General features: G+C 62.4%; 25 protein-coding genes, 1 tRNA gene and 1 pseudogene. 18 read left to right on the forward strand and 9 right to left on the reverse strand.

Annotated elements, in window-relative coordinates; translation table 11 throughout:
• Positions 1-21 precede the first annotated feature (21 nt).
• From nrdR to LMTR13_RS18355, 8 genes are all read left to right on the forward strand, one after another.
• The gene (nrdR, locus tag LMTR13_RS18320; protein WP_028345697.1) at positions 22-504 is read left to right on the forward strand and encodes a transcriptional regulator NrdR; all 483 of its coding nucleotides are present in this window, start codon (positions 22-24) and stop codon (positions 502-504) included.
• Positions 501-1,652, forward strand: coding sequence for a bifunctional diaminohydroxyphosphoribosylaminopyrimidine deaminase/5-amino-6-(5-phosphoribosylamino)uracil reductase RibD (gene ribD, locus LMTR13_RS18325; protein WP_065729059.1), 1,152 nt, complete (start codon positions 501-503; stop codon positions 1,650-1,652). The genes nrdR and ribD overlap by 4 nt, the downstream gene beginning before the upstream one ends.
• The gene (locus LMTR13_RS18330; protein WP_065729060.1) at positions 1,652-2,260 is read left to right on the forward strand and encodes a riboflavin synthase; all 609 of its coding nucleotides are present in this window, start codon (positions 1,652-1,654) and stop codon (positions 2,258-2,260) included. The genes ribD and LMTR13_RS18330 overlap by 1 nt, the downstream gene beginning before the upstream one ends.
• 191 nt (positions 2,261-2,451) lie before the next feature.
• Positions 2,452-2,943: a 6,7-dimethyl-8-ribityllumazine synthase gene (ribH, locus tag LMTR13_RS18335; RefSeq protein ID WP_065729061.1), complete on the forward strand. Its 492-nt coding sequence runs from the start codon at positions 2,452-2,454 to the stop codon at positions 2,941-2,943.
• 3 nt (positions 2,944-2,946) lie between these two features.
• Positions 2,947-3,438, forward strand: a complete 492-nt coding sequence (gene nusB / locus LMTR13_RS18340; protein WP_065729062.1) for a transcription antitermination factor NusB — start codon at positions 2,947-2,949, stop codon at positions 3,436-3,438.
• Entirely contained in the window at positions 3,431-4,426 is a 996-nt protein-coding gene (gene thiL / locus LMTR13_RS18345) for a thiamine-phosphate kinase (RefSeq protein ID WP_065729063.1), read from the forward strand. Before nusB ends, thiL begins: the two co-directional genes overlap by 8 nt.
• 206 nt (positions 4,427-4,632) lie before the next feature.
• Positions 4,633-4,842 (forward strand): cold-shock protein, encoded by a 210-nt coding sequence (locus LMTR13_RS18350; protein ID WP_028345703.1) that lies wholly within the window; start codon positions 4,633-4,635, stop codon positions 4,840-4,842.
• 327 nt (positions 4,843-5,169) lie between these two features.
• Positions 5,170-7,290 carry a sodium-translocating pyrophosphatase gene (locus LMTR13_RS18355; protein ID WP_065729064.1) on the forward strand — a complete coding sequence of 707 codons (2,121 nt, stop codon included), beginning with the start codon at positions 5,170-5,172 and terminating at the stop codon, positions 7,288-7,290.
• A gap of 78 nt (positions 7,291-7,368) precedes the next feature.
• Here LMTR13_RS18355 and LMTR13_RS18360 read toward each other — a convergent pair whose 3' ends face one another.
• Positions 7,369-8,214, reverse strand: a complete 846-nt coding sequence (locus tag LMTR13_RS18360) for a Bug family tripartite tricarboxylate transporter substrate binding protein (protein ID WP_418219779.1) — start codon at positions 8,212-8,214, stop codon at positions 7,369-7,371.
• A gap of 275 nt (positions 8,215-8,489) precedes the next feature.
• On the reverse strand, positions 8,490-8,975 hold the full coding sequence (locus LMTR13_RS18365) for an outer membrane protein assembly factor BamE (RefSeq protein ID WP_065732787.1): 486 nt from the start codon (positions 8,973-8,975) through the stop codon (positions 8,490-8,492).
• A gap of 119 nt (positions 8,976-9,094) precedes the next feature.
• On the opposite strand from LMTR13_RS18365, the gene LMTR13_RS18370 reads away from it, so the two are divergent.
• The 7 genes from LMTR13_RS18370 to LMTR13_RS18400 all read left to right on the forward strand — a co-directional run bounded on the left by LMTR13_RS18370 (position 9,095) and on the right by LMTR13_RS18400 (position 13,826).
• A complete protein-coding gene (locus tag LMTR13_RS18370) occupies positions 9,095-9,646 on the forward strand; it encodes a ubiquinol-cytochrome C chaperone family protein (RefSeq protein ID WP_065729065.1) in 552 nt (183 codons plus the stop codon).
• Positions 9,643-10,227, forward strand: a complete 585-nt coding sequence (locus tag LMTR13_RS18375; protein WP_065729066.1) for a YceD family protein — start codon at positions 9,643-9,645, stop codon at positions 10,225-10,227. The genes LMTR13_RS18370 and LMTR13_RS18375 overlap by 4 nt, the downstream gene beginning before the upstream one ends.
• A 301-nt stretch (positions 10,228-10,528) precedes the next feature.
• Complete coding sequence (gene plsX / locus LMTR13_RS18380; RefSeq protein ID WP_065729067.1) at positions 10,529-11,575, forward strand: phosphate acyltransferase PlsX; 1,047 nt, start codon at positions 10,529-10,531, stop codon at positions 11,573-11,575.
• Positions 11,572-12,549, forward strand: a complete 978-nt coding sequence (locus tag LMTR13_RS18385; protein ID WP_065729068.1) for a beta-ketoacyl-ACP synthase III — start codon at positions 11,572-11,574, stop codon at positions 12,547-12,549. The genes plsX and LMTR13_RS18385 overlap by 4 nt, the downstream gene beginning before the upstream one ends.
• A gap of 131 nt (positions 12,550-12,680) precedes the next feature.
• Complete coding sequence (locus LMTR13_RS18390) at positions 12,681-13,010, forward strand: integration host factor subunit alpha (protein WP_065732788.1); 330 nt, start codon at positions 12,681-12,683, stop codon at positions 13,008-13,010.
• Between the two features lie 91 nt (positions 13,011-13,101).
• Complete coding sequence (locus LMTR13_RS18395) at positions 13,102-13,656, forward strand: MerR family transcriptional regulator (protein ID WP_065729069.1); 555 nt, start codon at positions 13,102-13,104, stop codon at positions 13,654-13,656.
• Between the two features lie 92 nt (positions 13,657-13,748).
• Positions 13,749-13,826, forward strand: a tRNA-Pro gene (locus tag LMTR13_RS18400).
• Between the two features lie 675 nt (positions 13,827-14,501).
• Here LMTR13_RS18400 and LMTR13_RS18405 read toward each other — a convergent pair.
• The 4 genes and pseudogenes from LMTR13_RS18405 to LMTR13_RS18420 all read right to left on the reverse strand — a co-directional run bounded on the left by LMTR13_RS18405 (position 14,502) and on the right by LMTR13_RS18420 (position 17,659).
• A complete protein-coding gene (locus LMTR13_RS18405; RefSeq protein WP_065732789.1) occupies positions 14,502-15,281 on the reverse strand; it encodes a 3-hydroxybutyrate dehydrogenase in 780 nt (259 codons plus the stop codon).
• 23 nt (positions 15,282-15,304) lie between these two features.
• Positions 15,305-16,042: an acetoacetate decarboxylase gene (locus LMTR13_RS18410; RefSeq protein WP_065732790.1), complete on the reverse strand. Its 738-nt coding sequence runs from the start codon at positions 16,040-16,042 to the stop codon at positions 15,305-15,307.
• 51 nt (positions 16,043-16,093) lie between these two features.
• Positions 16,094-17,258: pseudogene (locus LMTR13_RS18415) on the reverse strand (patatin-like phospholipase family protein).
• 152 nt (positions 17,259-17,410) lie between these two features.
• Positions 17,411-17,659 (reverse strand): GlsB/YeaQ/YmgE family stress response membrane protein, encoded by a 249-nt coding sequence (locus tag LMTR13_RS18420; RefSeq protein ID WP_418219780.1) that lies wholly within the window; start codon positions 17,657-17,659, stop codon positions 17,411-17,413.
• A 624-nt stretch (positions 17,660-18,283) separates the two neighbouring features.
• Between LMTR13_RS18420 and LMTR13_RS18425 the strand changes: the two genes are divergently transcribed.
• Both LMTR13_RS18425 and LMTR13_RS18430 read left to right on the forward strand, forming a co-directional pair.
• Positions 18,284-19,189 (forward strand): dihydrodipicolinate synthase family protein, encoded by a 906-nt coding sequence (locus tag LMTR13_RS18425; protein ID WP_065732791.1) that lies wholly within the window; start codon positions 18,284-18,286, stop codon positions 19,187-19,189.
• 152 nt (positions 19,190-19,341) lie between these two features.
• Positions 19,342-20,310: an SDR family oxidoreductase gene (locus LMTR13_RS18430; RefSeq protein ID WP_065729071.1), complete on the forward strand. Its 969-nt coding sequence runs from the start codon at positions 19,342-19,344 to the stop codon at positions 20,308-20,310.
• Positions 20,311-20,407: 97 nt separating this feature from the next.
• Here the strand turns inward: LMTR13_RS18430 and LMTR13_RS18435 are convergent, their stop codons facing one another.
• Together LMTR13_RS18435 and LMTR13_RS18440 are read right to left on the reverse strand one after the other, a co-directional pair.
• On the reverse strand, positions 20,408-20,878 hold the full coding sequence (locus tag LMTR13_RS18435; RefSeq protein WP_065729072.1) for a GcrA family cell cycle regulator: 471 nt from the start codon (positions 20,876-20,878) through the stop codon (positions 20,408-20,410).
• Positions 20,879-20,921: 43 nt separating this feature from the next.
• Complete coding sequence (locus LMTR13_RS18440) at positions 20,922-21,122, reverse strand: hypothetical protein (RefSeq protein WP_065729073.1); 201 nt, start codon at positions 21,120-21,122, stop codon at positions 20,922-20,924.
• A 262-nt stretch (positions 21,123-21,384) separates the two neighbouring features.
• On the opposite strand from LMTR13_RS18440, the gene LMTR13_RS18445 reads away from it, so the two are divergent.
• Entirely contained in the window at positions 21,385-21,759 is a 375-nt protein-coding gene (locus LMTR13_RS18445; protein WP_236843429.1) for a GrlR family regulatory protein, read from the forward strand.
• Positions 21,760-21,778: 19 nt separating this feature from the next.
• On the opposite strand, the gene LMTR13_RS18450 is transcribed toward LMTR13_RS18445, so the two are convergent.
• Positions 21,779-22,720 carry an acetamidase/formamidase family protein gene (locus LMTR13_RS18450; RefSeq protein WP_065729074.1) on the reverse strand — a complete coding sequence of 314 codons (942 nt, stop codon included), beginning with the start codon at positions 22,718-22,720 and terminating at the stop codon, positions 21,779-21,781.
• Positions 22,721-22,767 lie beyond the last annotated feature (47 nt).

The raw sequence follows: 22,767 nt of genomic DNA on the forward strand, positions 1-22,767 counted from the left end.
GCAAGTCGAAGGTCCCGTTGGATGCGTTGTCCTAGCTGCAACAGTCTCGATACGCAGGTGAAGGATTCGCGTCCGACCGAGGATTCGGCCGTGATCCGGCGTCGGCGGGTATGCATCGCCTGCAACTTCCGCTTCACCACCTTCGAGCGGGTGCAGTTGCGCGAACTGACGGTCATCAAGCGCAACGGGCGCCGGGTACCGTTCGACCGCGACAAGCTGGTCCGGTCGCTGCAGATCTCCTTGCGCAAGCGGCCGGTCGATCCGGAAAGGGTCGAGAAGATGGTCTCAGCCATTGTGCGCGAACTCGAGAGCGGCGGCGAGGCGGAGGTCTCCTCGGAGGCGATCGGCGAGATCGTGATGGAGCATCTGCGCCAGCTCGATGACGTCGCCTATGTGCGCTTCGCCTCCGTCTACCGCAACTTCCGCGAAGCCAAGGATTTTGAGACCGTGCTTGGCGAGCTCTCAGGCGAGGACGAAGCGCGGATCGCCACGTTGCGCAAATGATCTTCCGCATCCTGGAAGACCAGTACGGGCAGAAACTCAAAGAGTCCAAAGCGGCGGACCAGCGGTTCATGCAGCTTGCGCTGTCGCTCGGCCGGCGCGGAATGGGGCGGACCTGGCCGAATCCGGCGGTGGGCGCGGTCGTGGTCAAGGACGGCGTTATCGTCGGCCGGGGCTGGACGCAACCGGGCGGGCGACCGCATGCCGAGCCGGAGGCCTTGAGGCGTGCCGGCGAGGCGGCTCGGGGCGCGACGCTGTATGTGACGCTGGAGCCCTGTTCGCATTTCGGCAAGTCGCCGCCTTGCGTCGATGCCGTGATCGCATGCGGCATTTCGCGCGTGGTGTCGGCGATCGAGGATCCCAATCCGGAGGTGGCCGGGCAGGGGCATGCGAAGCTCCGCGCGGCCGGGATATCGGTCGATGTCGGGCTCGGTGCTCAGGAGGCCGCGCGCGATCACGCCGGCCATTTCCGCCGCGTCCGCGACAAGCGTCCGCATGTGACCCTGAAACTCGCCGTCTCCGCCGACGACAAGATCGCTGCCGCCGGCCACCAGCCCGTTGCGATTACGGGCGAGGCGGCAAGAACGCGGGTGCATCTGTTGCGAGCGCAATGCGACGCCATCCTGGTCGGGATCGGCACCGTGCTGGCGGACGATCCGCTGCTGACCTGCCGCCTGCCGGGGATGGAAGCCCGGTCGCCGGTGCGAGTGGTGCTGGATCGCGCGCTGCGGCTGCCCGGCATCAGCAAGCTGGTTCACTCCGCGCGGCGGACGCCACTCTGGGTGATGACTTCAGATTTTGCCGAGGCGCCGGCGGCCGTGAAACTCGGCGCGGCCGGCGCTCAGGTGATGCGCGTCGCGGCTTCCGCGAACCCGCCGGGGCTCGATCTGGTGGCCGCGCTGGAGGCGCTCTCCGACAAGGGCATTACAAGGCTGATGGTAGAAGGCGGCTCGCGGGTCGCTGCGTCCTTCGTCGCCGCTCGCCTTGTCGATGAAATCTGGCTGCTGCGCGGGACTGAGGCCATCGGCACTGACGGCATTCCCGCGCTGGACGCATTGCCGCTCCCGTCAATCACCGGGTCGCCCGCATTCAAGACACGTGCTAGCGAAACGCTCGGCAAAGACACCCTGACTATTTACGAGCGCGCCTAATGTTTACCGGAATTGTCACCGACATCGGCGAAATCGTCGCCCTGACGCCGACGGCGCAGGGCCAGTTACATCGCATGCGGATCGCCTGCCGCTACGATCAGACGACCATTGCCGACGGGGCCTCGATTGCCTGCAACGGTGTCTGCCTCACGGTGGTTGCTTCAGGCATCGAAGGCAGCAAGACCTGGTTCGACGTCGATGCGGCCGCAGAGACGCTCGGCATGACCACGGCAAGGCTTTGGGCCAAGGGCACGAAACTCAATCTCGAACGGGCGCTGAAGATCGGCGACGAACTCGGCGGTCATATCGTTGCTGGCCATGCCGACGGCATCGCCACCATCGTCAGGCGCGACGATCTGCCCGATATGGCCCGGTTCGAACTGCGCACCACGCGCGAGCTGGCGCGTTTTATCGCCGCCAAAGGTTCGGTGACGCTGGATGGCGTGTCGCTGACCGTGAATACCGTCGCGGACGTCACATTTTCGGTGCTGATCATTCCCCATACGCTGAGCGTCACCACGCTTGGCGGCTGGGCGGCTGGCAGCGAGGTCAATATCGAGGTCGATCTGATGGCCCGCTACGCGGCGCGGCTGTCGGAAATGAAGTGACGGCTCAGCCGTCATCCGGGGCGATGCGTTGGCATCGAACTGGGGTGCGCAGTTGCGCACCCGAGAATCTCGAGATTCCGGATCTGGTCCTTCGGACCATCCCGGAATGACGATGTCGCGAGTTCGTGCTTGGCTTAGCCACCCGCGGCGACTACATAACGCGCCAGTACCAGAGTGAAACGGATTGAACGATGGCAGACGCACGGCGCGCACCGCTGAAAGACCAGACCGACATCACAGGCGCGCGCGCGCTGATTGTCGAGGCGCGGTTCTATGACGACATCCAGGACGCGCTGCTGGAAGGTGCCGTCGCCGAGCTGAAAGCCGCTGGCGTGGCGCACGACGTCATTACTGTGCCCGGCGCCCTGGAAATTCCGGCCGCGATCGCGATCGCGCTCGATGCCGGCGACAGGAACGGCAAGCCGTATGATGCGGCGATCGCGCTCGGCTGTGTGGTGCGCGGCGATACCATCCATTTCGAGATCGTCTCGATGGAATCTTCCCGCGCGCTGATGGATCTTTCGGTCGCGCGAAAAGTTCCGCTCGGCAACGGCATCATCACCGTCAATACCGAGGCGCAGGCCTGGGCAAGGGCGCGCGCCAGCGAACTCAACAAGGGCGGCGATGCCGCGCGCGCGGCACTTGCGATGCTGCGGATCAAGCGCCGGCTGGCAAAGGCTTAGGCGATGGCAGAGAAGAAACCCGCTAAAGCTCCCGACAGGAAAGCCAACCGCCGCGGCGCGGCGCGGCTCGCTGCCGTGCAGGCGCTCTACCAGATGGACATCGCGGGCGCCGGGATCAATGACATTTTCGCCGAGTTCGAAAGCCACTGGCTCGGCAACGAGGTCGAAGGCGAGAAATACCTGCCCGCGGAAGCTGCGTTTTTCCGCGACGTGGTGTCGGGCGTGGTCCGCGACCAGGCGAGACTCGATCCCCTGATCGACGACGCGCTGCAGAAGGGCTGGCCCTTGAAGCGGATCGACGCGATCTTGCGCGCGGTGCTGCGCGCCGGCTCCTATGAGCTGGAGCACCGCAAGGACGTGCCGGGCCGCGTGGTCGTATCCGAATATGTCGACGTCGCGCATGCCTTCGTCGAAAAGGACGAGACCGGCATGGTCAACGCCGTGCTCGATCAGATCGCGCGGCAATTTCGCGCCGACGAGTTCGCGCGTGGCTAGCGGCAAGCCAGCGTCCGGCGAGGACTCGCTGATCGCGCGATACTTCCGGCCGCTTGCGACCGATCCCGGCGCCTTCCGCCTCGACGACGACGCTGCAGCGCTGAAGCCGTCCGGCGATGACGTCGTGGTGACGACGGATGCCATTGTCGAGGGTGTGCATTTCCTGCCCGACGATCCCCCCGAGACTGTCGCACGCAAGGCGTTGCGGGTGAATCTCAGCGACCTCGCCGCGAAGGGCGCGACGCCGGCCGGATTCGTGCTGGCGCTGGCCTTGCGCAGCGCCGATGAGGCCTGGCTAGAACCATTCGCAACGGCGCTCGGTGAGGATGCTGCGCTGTTCGGTTGTCCGCTGGTCGGCGGCGATACCGTGTCGACGCCGGGACCGCTGATGGTTTCGGTCACCGCGTTCGGCCGCGTGCCGCCGGGCAAGATGGTCCATCGCAGCGGCGCCAAACCCGGCGAGCGTGTCATGGTAACGGGCACAATCGGCGACGCCGCGCTGGGGCTCGCCATCCTCAGGGGCGGAAAGGTCCATGCCGCGGCATCCGATACAGCCGCGCGGGAGATGTTGGTCGGGCGCTATCGCGTGCCGCAGCCGCGCGTTGCGATGGCCGAGATCGTTCGCGAATACGCCAGTGCTTCGATGGATGTATCGGATGGGCTGGCAGGCGATCTGACAAAGCTCTGCGGCGTCTCGGGCGTATCTGCCGTGGTCGATCTGGAGCAGGTGCCGTTGTCGGGCGCTGCACAGGGTTTGGTGTCGCGCGGCATTGTCGGGCTGGAGACATTGATCGCCAGTGGCGACGATTACGAGATCCTCTGCACGATTCCGGAAGATCGTGTCCAAGCCTTCGAAGCTGCCGTGCAGCGCGCAGGAGTTGCGCTCAGTTCCATCGGAACGATCGTCGCCGGGAATTCAGTTCCGAAGTTCGTCGACAAAGAGGGCAAGGAAATCGCGCTGGAACGGCTGTCCTACAGTCATTTTTGAAGACATTGCATCCTGCCGTCGGCTTTATTTCCTGCCGGCCATTGCAATCTCGCTGGAAACCTATAGGTTGTAGCGCATTCGATTGCCGCCGTGCCTTTTTGAACGCGCCCCACGGGGCTTCTTTCCAGAGACATCGTCGAGATTGGATTTGAATCCGTGCGATCGCCGCGCGGAATGAAAAGCCTGTGTGCTTTGGAGAAGAGAAAATGGCTACGGGAACAGTGAAGTGGTTCAACGGTCAAAAGGGTTTCGGTTTCATTGAGCCGAGCGATGGCAGCAAGGATGTGTTCGTGCACATCTCCGCCGTCGAGCGCGCCGGCCTTGGCGGGCTGGCCGAAGGTCAGAAGGTTCAGTTCGAACTCAAGACTGACAAGATGCGGGGCAAGGTAAGCGCGGAAAACCTGTCGCTGGTCTAAAGCCTCGGAACGGTCGTTTCACGGATGTACTGGAATGGCTCGTGAGCCCGTCCGATCCCTCTGGGGTCGGGCGGGCTCTTGTATTCGGGCTGGGCCAAATGCCCGATGCTGCCCAGCCGGCAATTGGCTGGATGTATTCCGGGTGATTCCTTTCAAAAATCGACGGTTTCCGCCCTCCGCGACATTGCGCCGGAGGGACGATTTTGGCATGGTCCCGCCCGATTTGAGGCCGCCCTTCTGGGCAGGGAAGGCCTCCTTTTTATGCGTCCGCCGCGACCGCGGCGATGGCGCGCGGGGTGGAACGAACAAAAATCTGAGGCAAATTCAATGACAGCATTATGGGTGATTGTGCTCTGCGGAGCGCTTTCGATTGTCTACGCCATCTGGGCTACGTCTTCCGTTCTGAAATCGGACGCCGGCAATCCGCGCATGCAGGAAATTGCGGCGGCTGTCGCCGAAGGCGCGCAGGCCTATCTGCGCCGTCAGTATATGACGATCGGGATGGTCGGCGTCGTGATCTTCGCGCTGCTGGCCTATTTCCTCGGCATGCTGGTTGCGATCGGCTTCCTGATCGGCGCGGTGCTGTCGGGTGCCGCCGGGTTCATCGGCATGAACGTCTCGGTTCGCGCCAACGTGCGTACCGCGCAGGCGGCGACCACTTCGCTGGCCGGCGGCCTCGAACTGGCCTTCAAGGCGGGCGCGATCACCGGCCTGCTCGTGGCCGGTCTCGCGCTGCTCGGCGTCACCATCTACTTTGCCTATCTCACCCAGTTCATGGGTCTCAAGGCCAACGACCGTGTCGTCGTCGATGCGCTGGTGGCGCTCGGCTTCGGCGCCTCGCTGATCTCGATCTTCGCCCGTCTCGGCGGCGGCATCTTCACCAAGGGCGCCGACGTCGGCGGCGACCTCGTCGGCAAGGTCGAGGCCGGCATCCCCGAGGACGATCCGCGCAACCCGGCGACCATTGCCGACAACGTCGGCGACAACGTCGGCGACTGCGCCGGCATGGCGGCCGACCTGTTCGAGACCTATGCGGTGACCGCGGTCGCCACCATGGTGCTGGCGGCGATCTTCTTCGCGACATCGCCGCTTCTGGTGAGCATGATGACCCTGCCGCTCGCCATCGGCGGCGTCTGCATCATCACCTCGATCATCGGCACTTTCTTCGTCAAGCTCGGCGCCAGCCAGTCGATCATGGGGGCCTTGTACAAGGGCCTGATCGCGACCGGCGCGCTGTCGCTGCTCGGCGTCGCGGCCGTCATCCACTGGCTGATCGGTTTCGGCGAGCTGGCGGGCGTGAAGTACACCGGTATGGCGCTGTTCCAATGCGGCGTCATCGGTCTCGCCGTCACCGGCCTGATCATCTGGATCACCGAATACTACACCGGTACCGACTATCGGCCCGTGAAGTCGATCGCCTCATCCTCGGTCACGGGCCACGGCACGAACGTGATCCAGGGTCTGGCGATTTCGATGGAAGCGACCGCGATGCCCGCCATTGTGATCATCGCCGGCATTCTCGTCACCTACAGCCTTGCCGGCCTGTTCGGCATCGCAATTGCGACCACGACGATGCTGGCGCTGGCCGGCATGATCGTAGCCCTCGACGCCTTCGGTCCGGTTACGGACAACGCCGGCGGCATTGCCGAAATGGCCGGCCTTCCGAAGGAAGTCCGCAAGTCGACCGACGCGCTCGACGCCGTCGGCAACACCACCAAGGCGGTCACCAAGGGTTACGCGATCGGCTCCGCCGGTCTCGGCGCGCTGGTGCTGTTCGCAGCCTACAATGAAGACCTCAAGTTCTTCATCGCCAACGCTCCGAAGCATCCGTACTTCCAGGGTGTGCTGCCCGACTTCTCGCTCAACAACCCCTACGTGGTGGTCGGTCTGCTGTTCGGCGGCCTGCTGCCATATCTGTTCGGCGCGCTCGGCATGACGGCGGTCGGCCGTGCGGCGGGTGCGATCGTCGAGGAAGTGCGGCGCCAGTTCCGCGAGAAGCCCGGCATCATGCAGGGCACCGACAAGCCAGACTACGGCAAGGCGGTCGACCTGCTGACGAAGGCGGCGATCAAGGAAATGATCGTGCCGTCGCTCTTGCCGGTCCTGTCGCCGATCTTCGTCTACTTCGTGATCTACGCGATCGCGGGCGGTGGCGCGGCCGGCAAGTCGGCGGCGTTCTCCGCCGTCGGCGCCATGCTGCTCGGCGTGATCGTGACCGGCCTCTTCGTGGCGATCTCGATGACCTCGGGCGGCGGCGCCTGGGACAACGCCAAGAAGTACATCGAGGACGGTCACTTCGGCGGCAAGGGCTCGGACGCCCACAAGGCAGCCGTGACCGGCGACACCGTCGGCGATCCCTACAAGGATACGGCCGGTCCCGCCGTCAACCCGATGATCAAGATCACCAACATCGTCGCGCTGCTGCTGCTGGCGATCCTGGCGCACTGAGCCGGCGAGAGGCTGATCGAAAAGAAAACCCCGCGGTGCGTGCCGCGGGGTTTTTGATTTGGATGAGACCTCTGGCGCTCAGCCGGCGTCCATCTGCAGGCCTTCGCGCTTGATGATGTCGCCGAACTTCGTCGTCTCCGCCTGGAGGAAGTCGGAATACTGCTGCGGCGTCCCGTAATCGGTGCGTGCGCCGATCTTGGCCATCTGGTCCTTGATGTCATCGCGCTCCAGGAACACCTTGATCTCCTTGTTGAGCGCGTCGAGGACAGGGGCGGGCGCACTCTTCGGCAGGAAAATGCCGAACCAGGATGAGACGTCGAACTTTGCAAGCTCGGGTGCGCTCTCGCGCATGGTGGGAATGGTGGGCGCCAGCGCGTTGCGCTCCGGCGTCGTCACCGCCAGCGCATTGAGCTTGCCGTCCAGAACCTGCGGCAGCGTCGGATAGAGATTGTCGAACAGGATCTGGATATCGCCGGCAAGCGCAGCCTGCAGCGCCGGGCCGGCGCCGCGGAATGGCACGTGGACCATCTTCAGGCCGGTCAGTTGCAGGAACCAGGCGCCGGTAAGGTGGGGGCTCTGCCCAACGCCGGACGAGGCATAGGTGAGTTTGTCCGGATTTGCCTTGATATAGGCAATCAGGTCCGCGATCGACTTGATCGGCACCGACGGATGCGCCGATACGATGTTTGGAATTCGGATCAGGTTGGAAACCGGCTGTAGCTGATCCGCTTTGTAAGGCATGTTGCGGAAAATGCTGTAGGCGATCGCATTGGGGCCGGGATTGCCGACCAGGATGGTGTGTCCGTCACCCTTGCTGCGTACGGCTTCGGCGGTGCCGATGGTGCCGCCACCGCCGGAGCGGTTCTCCACGACCGCGGACTGGCCCCACGCCTTCTGCAGGTGTGCCGCCAGCAAGCGTCCCATCACATCCGTGGTGCCTCCCGGTGCCGCCGGCACAATGAGGCGAACGTTTTCGGTCGGCCGCCAGTCGGCGCCTAGACTTGACCGCGGCAAGATTGCTGCTGCCGAAACCGCTGCGGCACCGGTCAACACGCGGCGGCGAGAAAAAACTCTAATCGTCACAAGTTCACTCCCTGTTGTTAAATCGTTTGTACGCAGCGCCGTAGTAGGCAGCGTACGCGCGCAGGGCAAGTATGTGATTTAGCTCAGTTTTCCGTCTCGCGGAAAGCAGCCGATCGCTAGTTGAAGCTGAGTAGCTTGAACAGCGGCGTCAGGTAGCTGAGCTCCTGGCCGGACGTCGGCGTTGTGCGGCTGATGAAGTCGAAGATCTTGCCGTCCTGCAAGCCGTAGTTGGCGAGTCGCGTCACCTGGCGGTTCTTGTCGAAATAGATCGCGATCACGCGCTGATCGACGACCTGCTGATTCATGAAGGCGACTTTGCGCTCGGAGCGTTGCGAGATGTAATAAAACACCTCGCCGTTCAAGGTCGCGACCGTGGATGGCGTTCCCATCACGATCAGCACCTGATCCTGGCTGGCGCCGATCGGAATCTGCTCCAGCGCGTTGGGCGGCAGGATGTAGCCCTTCTGGAACTGCTCGCCGGTGCACCCGGCGAGCGCGGCGCAGACCAGGGCGACGGCTGCAGCGGCGCGAAAACCGCGCCGACGCGCGATCATGCGGCGCGGCAAGGACACGCGGGCGCTCAGGTGGCTTGTTTCGGTCATCTCAGGAATTCGCCCGTCCTCTTGCATCGCGCGGTGCGTTGACGTACCGGGCAGCACGCTGGATTGCAACATACGCGGCCCAACGATGAAACCTTTGGGGCTCGCTTGCGGAACCCACAATGCTTTGGCCGTTCAATCACTTCAGGAAACCCCGGACGCCGTTGCGCGGCACCATCGAAGCCATCTATGGCATGATCGTGACGCAGGCGCGAGAACCGTTGTTTTATCGGGACTTTGGGGTTCCGGACACAGTTAACGGCCGTTTTGACCTGCTTTTGGTGCATTTGTGGCTGGTCCTGCGGCGGTTGAAATCGGTCGAAGAGGGAGTGGCCCTATCGCAGGGACTGTTCGACTATTTTTGCAACGATATGGACGATAATCTGCGCGAGATGGGGGTCGGAGACCTCACGGTGCCGAAGCGCATGCAGGCCTTCGGCGAAGCCTTCTATGGCCGGACCGCTGCCTATGACCTGGCGCTCACCGAGGGCCGCGAGGCACTGGCGCAGGCGATGTGCAAGAATATTCTGAACGGCGAGAACATTGAAAAGGCCCGACTGCTTGCCGCCTATGCCGAGGCGGCTATGGAAGCCCTGGATGGCCTGGATGAGACGACGCTGGTGAGCGGTTCGGTAAGCTTTCCCTCGCCGGAGAAAGCGGGCGCGCAGCAATGAGCAAGACTGGCACAGAGAAGCCCGACCCGTGGCGTGTTCCCGTTGCGGTGGCGCAGATCCCCGAGACGGGCCTGCATCGCGATATCGAGGCCGATCGGGCCATCCGCAACGCGGTGGCCGAAACCGGCGGCCTGCGCGAGGTGCTTTCGGCGCAGGCTTCCTTCGACGTGACGCCAAAGAGCGGCGGCCGCTTCCACGTGGCCGGCCATTTGCGGGCGCGGATCGGGCAGAACTGCGTGGTGACGCTGGAAGAGATCGAAAACGACATCGACGAGCCGATCGATCTGATATTTGCGCCGCCCGAGCAGATCCCGCAGATGGCTGCGCTGGTCGATGACGCCGAGGAGAGCGGCGAGGAGACGCCCGATCCACCCGAGCCGATCGAGAACGGCATGATCGACCTCGGCCGGCTTGCCACCGATGCCTTGTATCTCGCGGTCGATCCCTATCCGCGCAAGCCCGGCGCCGTATTTGAGCCGATGGTTGAAGCCGCCGATCCCGAGGATCACCCATTCGCGGCGCTGAAGGCATTGAAGGCAGCACCGAAAAAATCCGGCACCAGGAAGCCCAAAGGCAAGTAGCCGGCGGTTAAAGTGGTCTACGAGGCCGCATTCGGGTTGAGGTAGCTGCGATATCTCGCCAAGAGTGCCAAATAAGTCATTGAATTATCGAAGTATATTTCTTATCATTGGCTTCAGGCCACACCGCTTCGCTTTTGCCAAAAGACGGTGGTCAAGAGGTTGTGTCGGGCCGGGGACACGCTATTGTCGCGGCCCGGCGGAGGCGCGGTGTTGCGTTTCGCCTAGCATCGCCTAACGGTGCCATTCCAGTGCGCGGCCGGGCTCTACGAGGGCCGCAAGAGATCAGGTTTCCGGGACGTTCATGCCGAAAAAGGTTCGAATCGCGCTTGACGCCATGGGCGGCGACGTCGGCGCATCGGTTGTCATTCCCGGCGCCGCAATCTCTTTGGAGCGGCATCCCGACAGCGAATTCCTGCTTTACGGCGACAGCAAGCAGATCGACGAACAACTCGCCAAGTACCCGGCCCTGAAAAAGGCGTCGCGCGTGATCCACACCGACGTCACTGTGAGCATGCACGACAAGCCGAGCCAGGCGCTGCGTCGCGGTCGCAGGACGTCGTCGATGTGGCTTGCGATTGATGCGGTGAAGAGACACGAGGCCGACGTCGCGGTCTCCGCAGGTAATACCGGCGCGCTGATGGCGATGGCGCGTTTCCATCTCCACACCATGCAAGGAATCGATCGTCCGGCCATTGCCGGCGTGTGGCCGACGGCACGCGGCGATTCCGTCGTGCTCGATCTCGGCGCCACGATCGGCGGCGACGCGCACCATCTCGTGGCGCTGGCGGTGATGGGCAGCGCAATGGCGAGCGTGCTGTTGAACCGGGAACGGCCGACTGTCGGCCTCCTCAACATCGGGGTCGAGGAGATCAAGGGCCATGAGGAGATCCGGGAGGCCGCCGAGCTGCTGCGTGCGTCGCAGCTCAATTATATCGGCTTCGTGGAGGGCGACGGGATCGGCCAAGGCGCGGCCGATGTGATCGTGTCGGAAGGTTTTAGCGGCAACATCGCGTTGAAGGCCGCGGAGGGGACCGCGCGCCAGATGGCGGACTTCCTGCGCCAGGCCATGGCGAGCAGTTGGCTTTCCCGGATCGGTTACCTGTTCGCCCGCAGTGCGTTCAAGGCGCTGCGGGACAAGCTCGACCCGAACAAATCCAATGGCGGTGTGCTGCTCGGCCTGAAAGGCGTGGTTGTCAAAAGCCATGGCGGAATCAGTGCCGAAGGCTTTGCCTACGCAGTCGATGTTGGCTATGAGATGGTCCGCTGCGATCTCCTCACCAAGATCAATCAGATGATAAATAGCGACGGCAGTGCGCTGGCACCGACCGCGCAGGAGGCTGTCTCGTGACTGCGAAACGTTCGGTCGTACTCGGCTGCGGCTCCTATCTGCCGCAGAAGGTGCTGACCAATGCAGAACTCGCCGCCCGGATCGACACGTCGGACGAGTGGATCGTGCAGCGTACCGGCATTCGGGAGCGCCACATCGCGGCCGAAGGCGAGTTCACCTCAGACCTGGCGCTTCACGCTGCGCGTGCGGCGCTGGACCACGCCGGCCTCGACGCCCAGGCGATCGACCTGATCGTGCTGGCGACCTCGACGCCGGACAACACCTTTCCGGCGACCGCGGTCGCGGTGCAGAACGGGCTTGGCATAAATCATGGCGCCGCCTTCGATCTGCAGGCGGTGTGTTCCGGCTTCGTTTTCGCGCTCGCCACCGCCGACAACTTCCTGCGCGCCGGCGCCTATAAGCGCGCGCTGGTGATCGGCGCCGAGACGTTCTCGCGCATTCTCGACTGGAACGATCGCGGCACCTGCGTGCTGTTCGGCGACGGCGCCGGCGCGGTGGTGCTCGAGGCGCAGGACCAGCCGGGCAAGCCTTCCGACCGCGGCGTGCTCACGACCCATCTACGCTCCGACGGCCGGCACAAGGCAAAGCTGTTCGTCGATGGCGGTCCTTCCACCACCCAGACCGTTGGCCATCTCCGCATGGAAGGCCGCGAAGTGTTCAAGCACGCGGTCGGCATGATTACGGATGTGATCGTGGATGCATTCAATGCGACCGGCACGACGGCCGAGGACATCGACTGGTTCATCCCGCACCAGGCCAACAAGCGAATCATCGATGCTTCGGCGCACAAGCTTCACATTGCGCCGCAGAAGGTGGTCTTGACCGTGGATCAGCACGGCAACACGTCGGCCGCCTCAATCCCGCTGGCGCTTGCCGTCGCGGTCAAGGACGGGCGGGTAAAGAAGGGTGATCTGGTACTGTTCGAAGCCATGGGCGGCGGTTTCACCTGGGGTTCCGCGCTTGTGCGCTGGTAGACGCAGCGTAAGGATACTGTCTAAAATTGTAGTGCGGTTCCATGCTTCTGCATGATGGTCGCTGTTGACCATTGCGTGCTAACCTCATAATTTCAGGGAATAAATTGTTCGCCGAGAGTGCGGGGCAGGCGATGACCGGGACCGGAAAAACAGTCACACGCGTCGATTTGTGCGAGGCGGTCTACCAGAAGGTGGGCCTGTCGCGAACTGAATCCTCTGCGTTCGTCGAACTCGTTCTGAAAGAGATCACTGATTGCCTGGAGAAGGGCGAGACGGTGAAGCTGTCGTCGTTCGGCTCCTTCATGGTGCGTAAGAAGGGTCAGCGTATCGGACGTAACCCGAAGACCGGTACTGAAGTGCCGATCTCGCCGCGTCGCGTGATGGTGTTCAAGCCGTCCGCGATCCTGAAACAGCGGATCAACGGCCACGCGCCCGGTAACGGCGAAAGCAAGCCCGACTAACGAGACCGATTAGCGAGATCGAGTAATACGGCCGCGTAGCAAAGCGAGTACTGCATCTTCACCAACGAGATGAGTTGAGAGGAGCTGGCATTTGGACAAGGCGCCGGATGCGTTCCGCACCATCAGCGAAGTCGCTGAAGAGCTCGACATTCCCCAGCACGTGCTGCGGTTCTGGGAGACGCGGTTCGCCCAGATCAAGCCGATGAAGCGAAGCGGCGGGCGGCGTTACTACCGCCCCGACGACGTCGACCTGCTCAAGGGCATCCGCCGCCTGCTGTACGGCGAGGGCTATACGATCCGCGGCGTGCAGCGAATCCTCAAAGAGCACGGCATCAAATCGGTGCAGGGCCTTGCCGACCAGACCTCGGCCGTCACCTTCGGCGCGGTCGAAGAGGCGATCGGCCTCAGCCTGCAGGAGCCCGACGAGGGCGAGATCCCGACCGTCGAACCCGAAGACGAGGACTACGAGACCGAAGAGAAGGAAATCGACTACCGCTTCGTCGACACCGACGACGACGGCATCCTGCTGCCGTTCGCCAGGGGAAAGCCGGGGCCGTCGGACGCCGACCGCGAGCGCCTGGAGCGGGTGCTGCAGGACCTGATCGCCTGCAAGCAATTGCTGGATAATGCAATGAAGGACGGCTGAGCGGGTGGCCGGAACCGGGCGGGCCTGCCGGCCGCAATGAGGCCACTCTCGTGCCTTGCGCCGGGCGCTGATCGCAGCTAATGGAACGGCATCGGAGCGTGGCGCAGCCCGGTTAGCGCACTAGTCTGGGAGACTAGGGGTCGGAGGTTCAAATCCTCTCGCTCCGACCATTTTTTGAATGATCGATGGCGTCTTTAGGCGCAGCTAGATCCCAAGAATCCAAACGGCAAAGATGGTTCCGAGAACGGCTGCTCCGCTGATCGTCCAGCCCGTCAGGTAAGTTGTACCATCCGTTTCCGGTCTGTCGACCATGGTATCGCGCCAATGGGTCATGACGGCTCCTCCGTATTCGTTTTCGGTAGGTCGCGGCTGGAAGGCTCCAGGTTCAAACTGCGACGCCTGTCATCTGCGGCAGGAGCAATGTCGGCGCACTCAACCGCCGAGTTTCGACGAATTCAAAGTGAGTGAATGATTTTCGTTTGTTCGGGAGGGCGACCGTCGCGTCTCAACGCATGCCGATACCAGATGGGTGTGAGTTCCATTCATCCGTGTTGGAAACAGCAATGCTTTCGAAGCTACCGTATGAATCGCCGGTGCAGCGGGGGAGCGCGGTGTTGCCTGAATAGCGACGCCCCACGAACTGCCAAAACTCAGGCAGGCCGCTCGCGCCGGGTTCATACGGCTGGTAACCAACGACATTCGCGGCGTGCCGTCGCTGTCAGGATGACGCCGGGGAGGGCGTGATCTCGCGTCCGCATTGGCCGTGCGTATACGGCAGGCCAAATCAAGACCTAACGTGCTGCTCGAAGCCGGCCTAGCGATGGGCGTCACCCAACAAAACGGCGCTATTGCATAAACCACCCGTGACTCACGACGATAGACTGGCCGGTCAGGGCATTCGAACCGAAAGAAGCCAGAAACACCGCGGTCTCGGCCACGTCATCGACCGTCGTAAATTCACCATCCACGGTTTCCTTCAGCATAATATTCTTGATGACATCCTGTTCTGAGATGCCGAGTTCTCTGGCTTGCTCGGGTATCTGCTTGTCGACCAGCGGCGTACGGACGAAGCCGGGGCAGATCACATTGGCGCGGACACCGTGCGCAGCGCCTTCCTTGGCGACAACTTTCGCCAAGCCGATTAGACCGTGTTTGGCGGTGACGTATGGAGCTTTGAGTACTGATGCCTCCTTCGCGTGCACCGAACCCATATAGATGATGCTTCCGCTTTTCTGCTTATACATTTGACGGAGCGCAGCGCGCGTGGTCAAGAAGGCGCCATCCAGATGAATGGCCAATAGCCGCTTCCATTTGGCAAATTCAAAATCGACGAGAGGTGCCACGATTTGGATGCCGGCGTTGCTGACGAGGACATCGAGGCTGCCAAACGTCTCGACGACCTTGGCCGTTCCATCGTCGACGAGCTGCTCATTTGTGACGTCCATAGCGACGCCCACAACCCGCTTGCCAGTGGGATCGATCTCGCCCGCAGTGGCGTCGGCCGCCCTCTGATCGAGATCCGCGATGGCGACCTTTGCGCCTTCGCGTGCGAAGATGATGGAAATTTCCTTTCCGATGCCGCTGGCCGCACCGGTGACGATCGCGACTTTGTCTTTTAAGCGCATGCTCATCTCCCGAAAAATAGGTTTCAGGCAAGGTAGTCGTGAACAACCTTTCCAAGGCCGAGGGTGAGATCGGCGACGATGTGAACGCCGGAGACGATTTCCAGGACCGGCAACTCGGCGAGAGGAGCCAGGGGATGAGAAGCTAGAACAAGTTGTGCTGGCCCGGTCCATGCGCCCTTCAGGGCAACATCCTCCAGATGGTATTCGACGAGTTCGCAGATGCGCGCCGTGCCGTCGACATGCGGTATGATCTTGAGCAGGAAATTGGGTGCATCCAGCGCAGCGCTTACTGCCGCGAGGTCGGCCTGCTTGTGCTTGTAGCCCATCGCGCCAACGGCAATCTGCAACGGACCGTAGTGCAGCCTGCCAACCAGCGTGTCGATTTCCGTCTTGAGGGTGGGTTGGGCAAGTTTCTTCGGAAAGCCCCAGAGCTCACGGCCGCCCGCGATGGGAGGATGGTCGTTGAGAAACATACAGTGAGTGTATGCACCCTTGCGGCCCCGGAACGAGACCGGGATGACCTGTCCGCTCTCCGAATAGTCTCCGAAGCCCGTCGAATCAGGCATCCGGATGAATTCGAAGTTCACCACGTCCCCTTCGATCTGGAGCGGTTCCGGCACAAGCTCACGAAGTTTTTTTGGGTCGGTACGGTATGTGATGATCATGTACTCGCGATTGCAAAAGCGATAGGGGCCGATCGGGTAGGCCGGACTGGTCAGCGGCATGGCGTATGCCCTGTGTCGCACTTCACTTTCCTTCATCATGACCTCGTACGCTGTTGGTCGAGACCGAACACTGCAGCCAAACTATTCCTACCTGTAGTGGGCCCAGTCGAAGGTGCGAACGCCTTCCAGCTTGTCGGGACGTTGCATTACCTCGGGGTGGGAAATGGCGCGAACGACATCGTCATAGCCGGCGGCCCAGTGCTCTTCCATGGTTCGGCGAGAGAACTCGTAATCCTTGGCGATGCCTTCGTAGTTCTTGGCGTTGTAGATCAGGTGCACGATATTGCAGACCTTTTCATCGGCCTCCGCGGCGAGCAATTTCACCTCCGGACGATCTCGCAGCTCGGTGGGAAGGTCCTTTAGAAGGCTTGCGAAGGCTATGCGCAGCTTTTGGGCTCGCTTGTACTGATCGGTCGCTGCCCGCGTTCGACTGGAGAAGTGAATTTCCCTTCTGCCGTACATTCGCTTCGACGAGATTACGCGGCAGCTCGCCACGCGCGCTCCAGAGATCGACCTGGAAGGCCAGCGTGTCCAGCCGCGGCCGGCTGTCGAGCACCCATTGCAGCGGCGTGTTGGACACGAGTCCGCCATCCCAATAATACTCGCCATCGATCTCGGTCGCCGGGAAGCCGGGCGGCAGCGAGCCGCTGGCGATGATATGCGCCGGGCCGATGCGATGGGTCGTCGAGTCGAAATAGACAAAGTTCGCGCTTTTGACGTTCACCGCGCCGACGCTGAAGCGCATCGCGCCGGCGTTGAGTCGGTCGAAATCCACCAGGCGTTCGAGCGTCGCCTTTAGCGGTGCGACGTCATAGAAGCTGAGCTGGTCGGCATTTGGCGACGGCCAGAACGCGGGCGAGAGCACACGGGGCGTGAAGAAGTCGGGCGCGCCGAACATCATGATGCCCAGCGCGCGCGTTTGATTGACGAAGCGATGGATCGAATCGTCCTTGATCTCGATCGACTTGAGATATGGGATGCCCAAAGGCGGTGTGCTGACAGCTTCCCAGAACTCCCGCAATTTTTCGACCCGGGTTTCCGGTGGATTGCCGGCGATCAATGCAGCGTTCACGGCACCAATCGAAATGCCGGCAACCCAATCCGGGTGAAGGTTGGCTTCAGCAAGGGCTTGATAGACGCCAGCTTGATAGGAGCCGAGCGCGCCGCCTCCCTGAAGCAATAGAACGGTCTGTTCAAACCGGCTGTGTTCGATCCGAAATTGTTTCGCGTCTACCGGGTGCGAGGCATCCATGATCGAGAATCCCTTATTGTCGTGAGCTTGCCCCTCCGCCTTTCACCAAATCCCCCAGCAAATTCGCAGCCACTGTCCTCCCAAAAGCGAAGGCGCCTAAAGGGCTAACTGGCGATCGTTCCAGCCGGCGCGCATTCGGGCTCGGAACGGCGCTATTTCTTGAAGAAGCCGACAATAATCAGGAGGATCACGGCGCCGATCACGGCGTTGACGATCTCCGCCAGGATGCCTCCGACCAGTACAAACCCGATCACCGGCAACAGCCAGCCGGCAATGATGGCACCGACGATTCCAACCACGATGTTGCCGACCAGACCGAGGCCATAGCCCTTGACGATCTGCCCGGCCAGCCAGCCTGCAATCGCGCCTATGATGAGCCAAACGATGAGAGATACAATCATGGCGATCCTCCCCATTGCCAAGGCGCCGCGATATGCGCAGTCGCTGTCACCGGAGCCGGAACGACTGGTTTTCGGCCCGTGCTGCCGTTCGTCCGTTGACCTGCGCTAAGTAGTATTAGGTTCCGCCTTCGTTGTGTTGTCAACCTGAAGTTGGCCCCGGTCAGCCAGCCAGCCCGCGGCGCTTTTACGTCACTTCGGCATCTCGATCCCGCGTTCGGCCGTCGAAACCACGGCGGCGCACTTGTCGGTGTGGCAGCAGCCCATCATCTACTTCAGCGTTGCGATATAGGCCGCGATATCCGCTGCCTCGACTCAGCACCATGTTCGGCATTTTCGGATGCGGATCGCGCAGGAAGAACTCGATCTTCGCGGGATCAAGATCCGGTCGAGACTACTCCACATGCGATCTCGCATCTCCGAACGGTACCCACGTTGTCACCATCGGCGACGCTGGCGAACATCGCGTCGCGCCAGATCAACCTATGGCATTTGCGATGCCCTGCCGTGTCAATTCCGCAACTGGATCGCGGTTCCTACATTCAGTAGGCTCGCTTCAACCGGCGGGGACCGCCGGAGAAATGGGGATACGCCCGCACACAACGGATGGAAACGCGAGGGCTCGTCATGACAACACTTCCGACCGGCGTGATACCGCCGATGACGACGCCGTTCCGCAAGGACGGCGAGGTCTATTTCAAACTCGTTGCTCCCCAGGTCGACTGGCTGATCGCGGCCGGCAGCCACGGCATGGCGGCCGGTGGGTCGACCGGCGAGGGGCATACGCTCGATTACGAGGAGTATCGTGACCTGGTGGCGGCGACGGTGGAAGCCGGGAAAGGGCGCGCGCCCGTCATCGCCGGCATCATCGTCGATTCCACGCGCGATGCGATCCGGCGCGGCAAGCTGGTGCGCGACATGGATGTTGCTGCACTTCAGGTGACGCCGGTACACTACCTGTTCAAGCCGGACGAGCAGGCGATGGTCGACCATTTCCGGCGCATGGCCGACGAAACCGGCATGCCGATCATCATCTACAACGTGGTGCCGTGGTCCTATCTGTCGCCGGCGCTGCTGACGCGGATCATGAACGAGGTGCCGCTTGTCGTCGGCGTCAAGCAGAGCGCGGGCGATCTGAAACTGTTTGCCGATCTCATGATGATGGTGCCGGACAAATTGATCTACAGTGCCGTCGACGCGCTGATGTATCTGTCCTACGCGCTCGGCGCGCACGGATCGATCGCGGCGATCCTGAGCGCCGCGCCGCATGCTTCCGTCGAACTCTGGAACGCAGTCAAGGCCGGTGACCATGCCCGCGCGCTAGAGCTCCACAAGAAGCTCCTGACGCTGTGGAATGCGATCGTCTCGGACAATCTGCCGGCGTGCACGCGCTATGCGCAGTCGCTGCAGGGCCTGCCGACGACATTTTCCCGCGCGCCGATGCCGGAAGCATCGGCCGCGCAGCAGGCCGCGATCCGGAAGGCGCTGGAGGGACTGGGCGCGCTCGGTGGCTCACGCGAGGCGGCGGAGTAAATTCCGCTGCGCGAAAACGGCTTTAAGACAATCGAGCCACCCGTCTCGCGGGCGCTTTACCGGAGGCTCCCACCTGTTACTGTCCTGCCTCACGGGGCTCCATTGCCACGAGGGCCCCAACTCAAAAATTGAAAACCGAGGTAAGCGTCTCAATGAAGGATTTTGCCGGAAAGTTCGCCGTGATCACCGGGGGCGGCACGGGCATGGGCCGCGAACTCGCGCGCCAACTCGTTGCCGAAGGCTGCAATGTCGCGATGTGCGACGTTTCGCCGGAAGCGATGGCCGAGACCAAGCGGCTGTGCGAGGCAGAAAGGCTGCCGCAGGGCCTGCGCGTCACTACCCACGTCGCCGACGTCTCCATCGAGGCTCATCTGCAGCGCTTCCGTGACGAGCTGATCGAACAGCAGGCGACCGACAGGATCCATCTGTTGTTCAACAATGCCGGCATCGGCGGCGGCGGCAGCCTGTTCACCAACACGCGCGAGCAGTGGGAGCGCACCTTCAACATTTGCTGGGGTGGCGTCTATCTCGGCGTTCGCACCTTCCTGCCGCTGATGATGAAGGCGGACGAGGCCCACATCGTCAACACGTCGAGCGTCAACGGCTTCTGGGCATCCGTCGGCCCGGGCGTGCCGCATACCGCCTACAGCGCCGCGAAGTTCGCGGTAAAGGGCTTTACCGAAGCGTTGATGACCGATCTGCGGCTCAACGCTCCGCACATCAAATGCTCCGTCGTGATGCCTGGGCACATCGGCACCTCGATCGTTTCCAATTCGCGCAAGATTCAGAGCGGCACGGAATCCGATGAACTCAGCCCGAATGAAATTCTGGCGACACGGCAGCGCCTGAACGGCATGGGCATTGACACCGCCCCGATGACGGACGACGACATCCAGAAGATCGCGCTCGACCGCGCCCGCACTTTCCGTGAGGAGGCGCCGACCACGGCGGCGGCCGCGGCAAAAATCATTCTCGACGGCGTCAAGGCCGAGCGCTGGCGGATTCTGGTCGGCGACGATGCCCACAAGCTCGACGAGCGGGTGCGGCAGGCTCCGGAGAAGGCCTACACGCCGGAGTTCTACAAGAGCTTTACGGAAGAGGTCGGCTGGCGGCTCGGCTAGCGGCTATCCGAACGAAGCGCGTTCGTCTTGACGCGTTTTGGACGCATTCGTCCCCGGATCAAATCCGGGGCATGCTTTGCTCGAAAATGCGATTGCCTCATCCCCGCGCAACGCGCTGGCGCGAGCCGGGGCGGTAGGCGAGGCGGGTGTGCCCTGAGCAATAGGGCATGCCTTCCACCGGCGTATTGCCGCAAAAGCAGAAATCCTCTGCGCCTGGCGTGCTGATCGGCCAGCGGCACCGCTCGTTGCTGAGTTCGTACAGCGAGCAGCGGCGTTCGCTTGCGATCGGCTCTTCCTGGAGCGGCTGCGCGTTTTCGTAGACGGCTTGCAGGACTTGATACTGCAGCCTGGGGATGGATTTCCGCGAACGCTCCCTGGCGGCTTTGGTCGGACGTGGTTCAGCGGGGGCGGGGCCTCGCGTCAGTTGGAGGCGCGAGAGTTTGCCGATCACGGCGTTACGGCTGACGCCGATGCTGGCCGCGATCTCGCGGCAGGTGAGGCCCGCCTCAAAATGGCTCTTCAGGAGTTCGATGCGATCGGTGGTCCAGGTCGGTACATTCGTAAGCATTTTCTCGGTTCCACATTCTGTGAAAACCGCCGCGCTGCTCCCGTCAGGACCCCTTGCCGTTGTCGCGGATCGCAAGCAGCCCGTCCTTGATGGCGAGCCGAATGCCTTCCTCGATCAGGGTCCTTGCAACGCCGGGAACGCTGGTACCGTGGGTGCCCTGTCTCACCAATCTTTCCATATAAGCGATGGTCGAGAGCGCCAAGGTCACGGGAACGCGGTCGGTTTCGGCTTTTTCTGTAGCCATAGGGAACGCTAACTTTTAAACGATGTACTGAAAAGTTACTATTTCGACTCTATTTAGTTTTGCACACATGAGTCAAACGACCTGTGGATAGCTCTCTATCCATTTGAAAAATCGTATTAAAAACTGAAGTCGGGTTTGTGGATTGGCCGGGCGTCAGTGACGCGCGGTGTGCAGCGGCCCTAAACGGCGGTTACAGGCGCGGCGAAACGATCCAGCCGTTTGTCAATTTCCTGATTGCTTCGCGCTGCAGGGAATGCCGATGATGTCCGGGGACGGGGGCAAGGGCGCAATGACGGTAACGAACGGCCTCTACACCATTCACATCGAAATGACCGACGGCGGCCATGGCCGCGCGCACGGCGTGATCGTGCTGCACGACGGCAGGATCGCCGGCGGAGATTCGTATTTCTACTACACGGGCTCATACATCGGCGACCGCGGCAAGTGGCGCGGCGAACTGATCACCAACGAGCACACGAAATCAGCAGGCAGCCTGCCGCTGTTTGGGGGGCGCGAAGTCACCTGCGGCTTCAGCGGAGCGTACGTCGCCGATGGGGCGCAAGTGCAGGGGACCGCATTGGTCGGAAAGACCAGCGTGATGTTTCACGCCAGACTGAAGCTGCGCGCTCCTTTTTGACGAGTCCCAGGTCGTCCGCTCAGCCGTGCACGACTGCCTTCGCGATCATGCAGTGAATGCCCTTGGAACCGTTCACCGTTTGCGTCACGCGCAGATCGGCGGCGAGGCTGCAGAGCGTGTAGGCATCCTCGCGCGACAGGTTGCGCTTCTCGCCGAGCAGCACGATCATGTCGCGCAGCGCCCGCACCACGCATTGATCGAGATCGGGGTCCATCGCCATCGTCATGTAATGCGTTGATGTTTCCGCGCGCGGATAGGCGAGCCGCAGGTCCTTGCGCAGCGTCAGGCGGAAGCGGCCCTGCAGCGCGGTCTCGATCGCGGTGACGCAGACTTCGCCATCGCCCTGCACGCCGTGTCCGTCGCCGCAGGAGAACAGCGCGCCCGGCACGAACACCGGCAGATACAGTTTGGCGCCGGCGCCCAGCTCCTTGTTGTCGAGGTTGCCGCCCATTGCGCGCGGAATCAGCGAGGTGATGCGGCCCCAGGCGGGCGGCGGCGCCACGCCCATGACGCCGAAAAACGGCTTAAGCGGCAGATCGAGCCCCCACGGCATCCGTCCCACCATCCGCTCGCGGTCGAGCGGAATGTTCAGGATCCGCGTTTCGTGGAAATCATCGGGCAAGGTGCCCGCCAGCGGACGGATCAGATTGTATCCCCAATCCTGCCGGAGCTGGACGTCAAGAATGTCGACTTCCAGCACGTCGCCGGGCTCGGCCCCTTCCACGGCGACCGGGCCGGTGAGAATATGGCCCGGCAGCATGCGCTCGCTTCGCGCGTGAATGTCGGCAAGCTCGGGAGGTACGTGAAACTGGCTGCTATCGGGCACCACGTCCGGGCCGCCGGTCACGGTGTCGATGGTGACTTCGTCGCCGCTGGCAATGGTCAGGACGGGCTTCAATTTGGCTTCGAAGAAGCCCCAGTGGCAGGTCTCGGGGCTGGAATGCAGATGATGATGGGGCATGCGGAGGGCTTTTGGTTGCTGCAATGGCGTCGTATGACGCTGTACCA

It is taken from the genome of Bradyrhizobium icense (genome assembly GCF_001693385.1).
GTDB classification, from domain to species: Bacteria; Pseudomonadota; Alphaproteobacteria; order Rhizobiales; family Xanthobacteraceae; genus Bradyrhizobium; species Bradyrhizobium icense.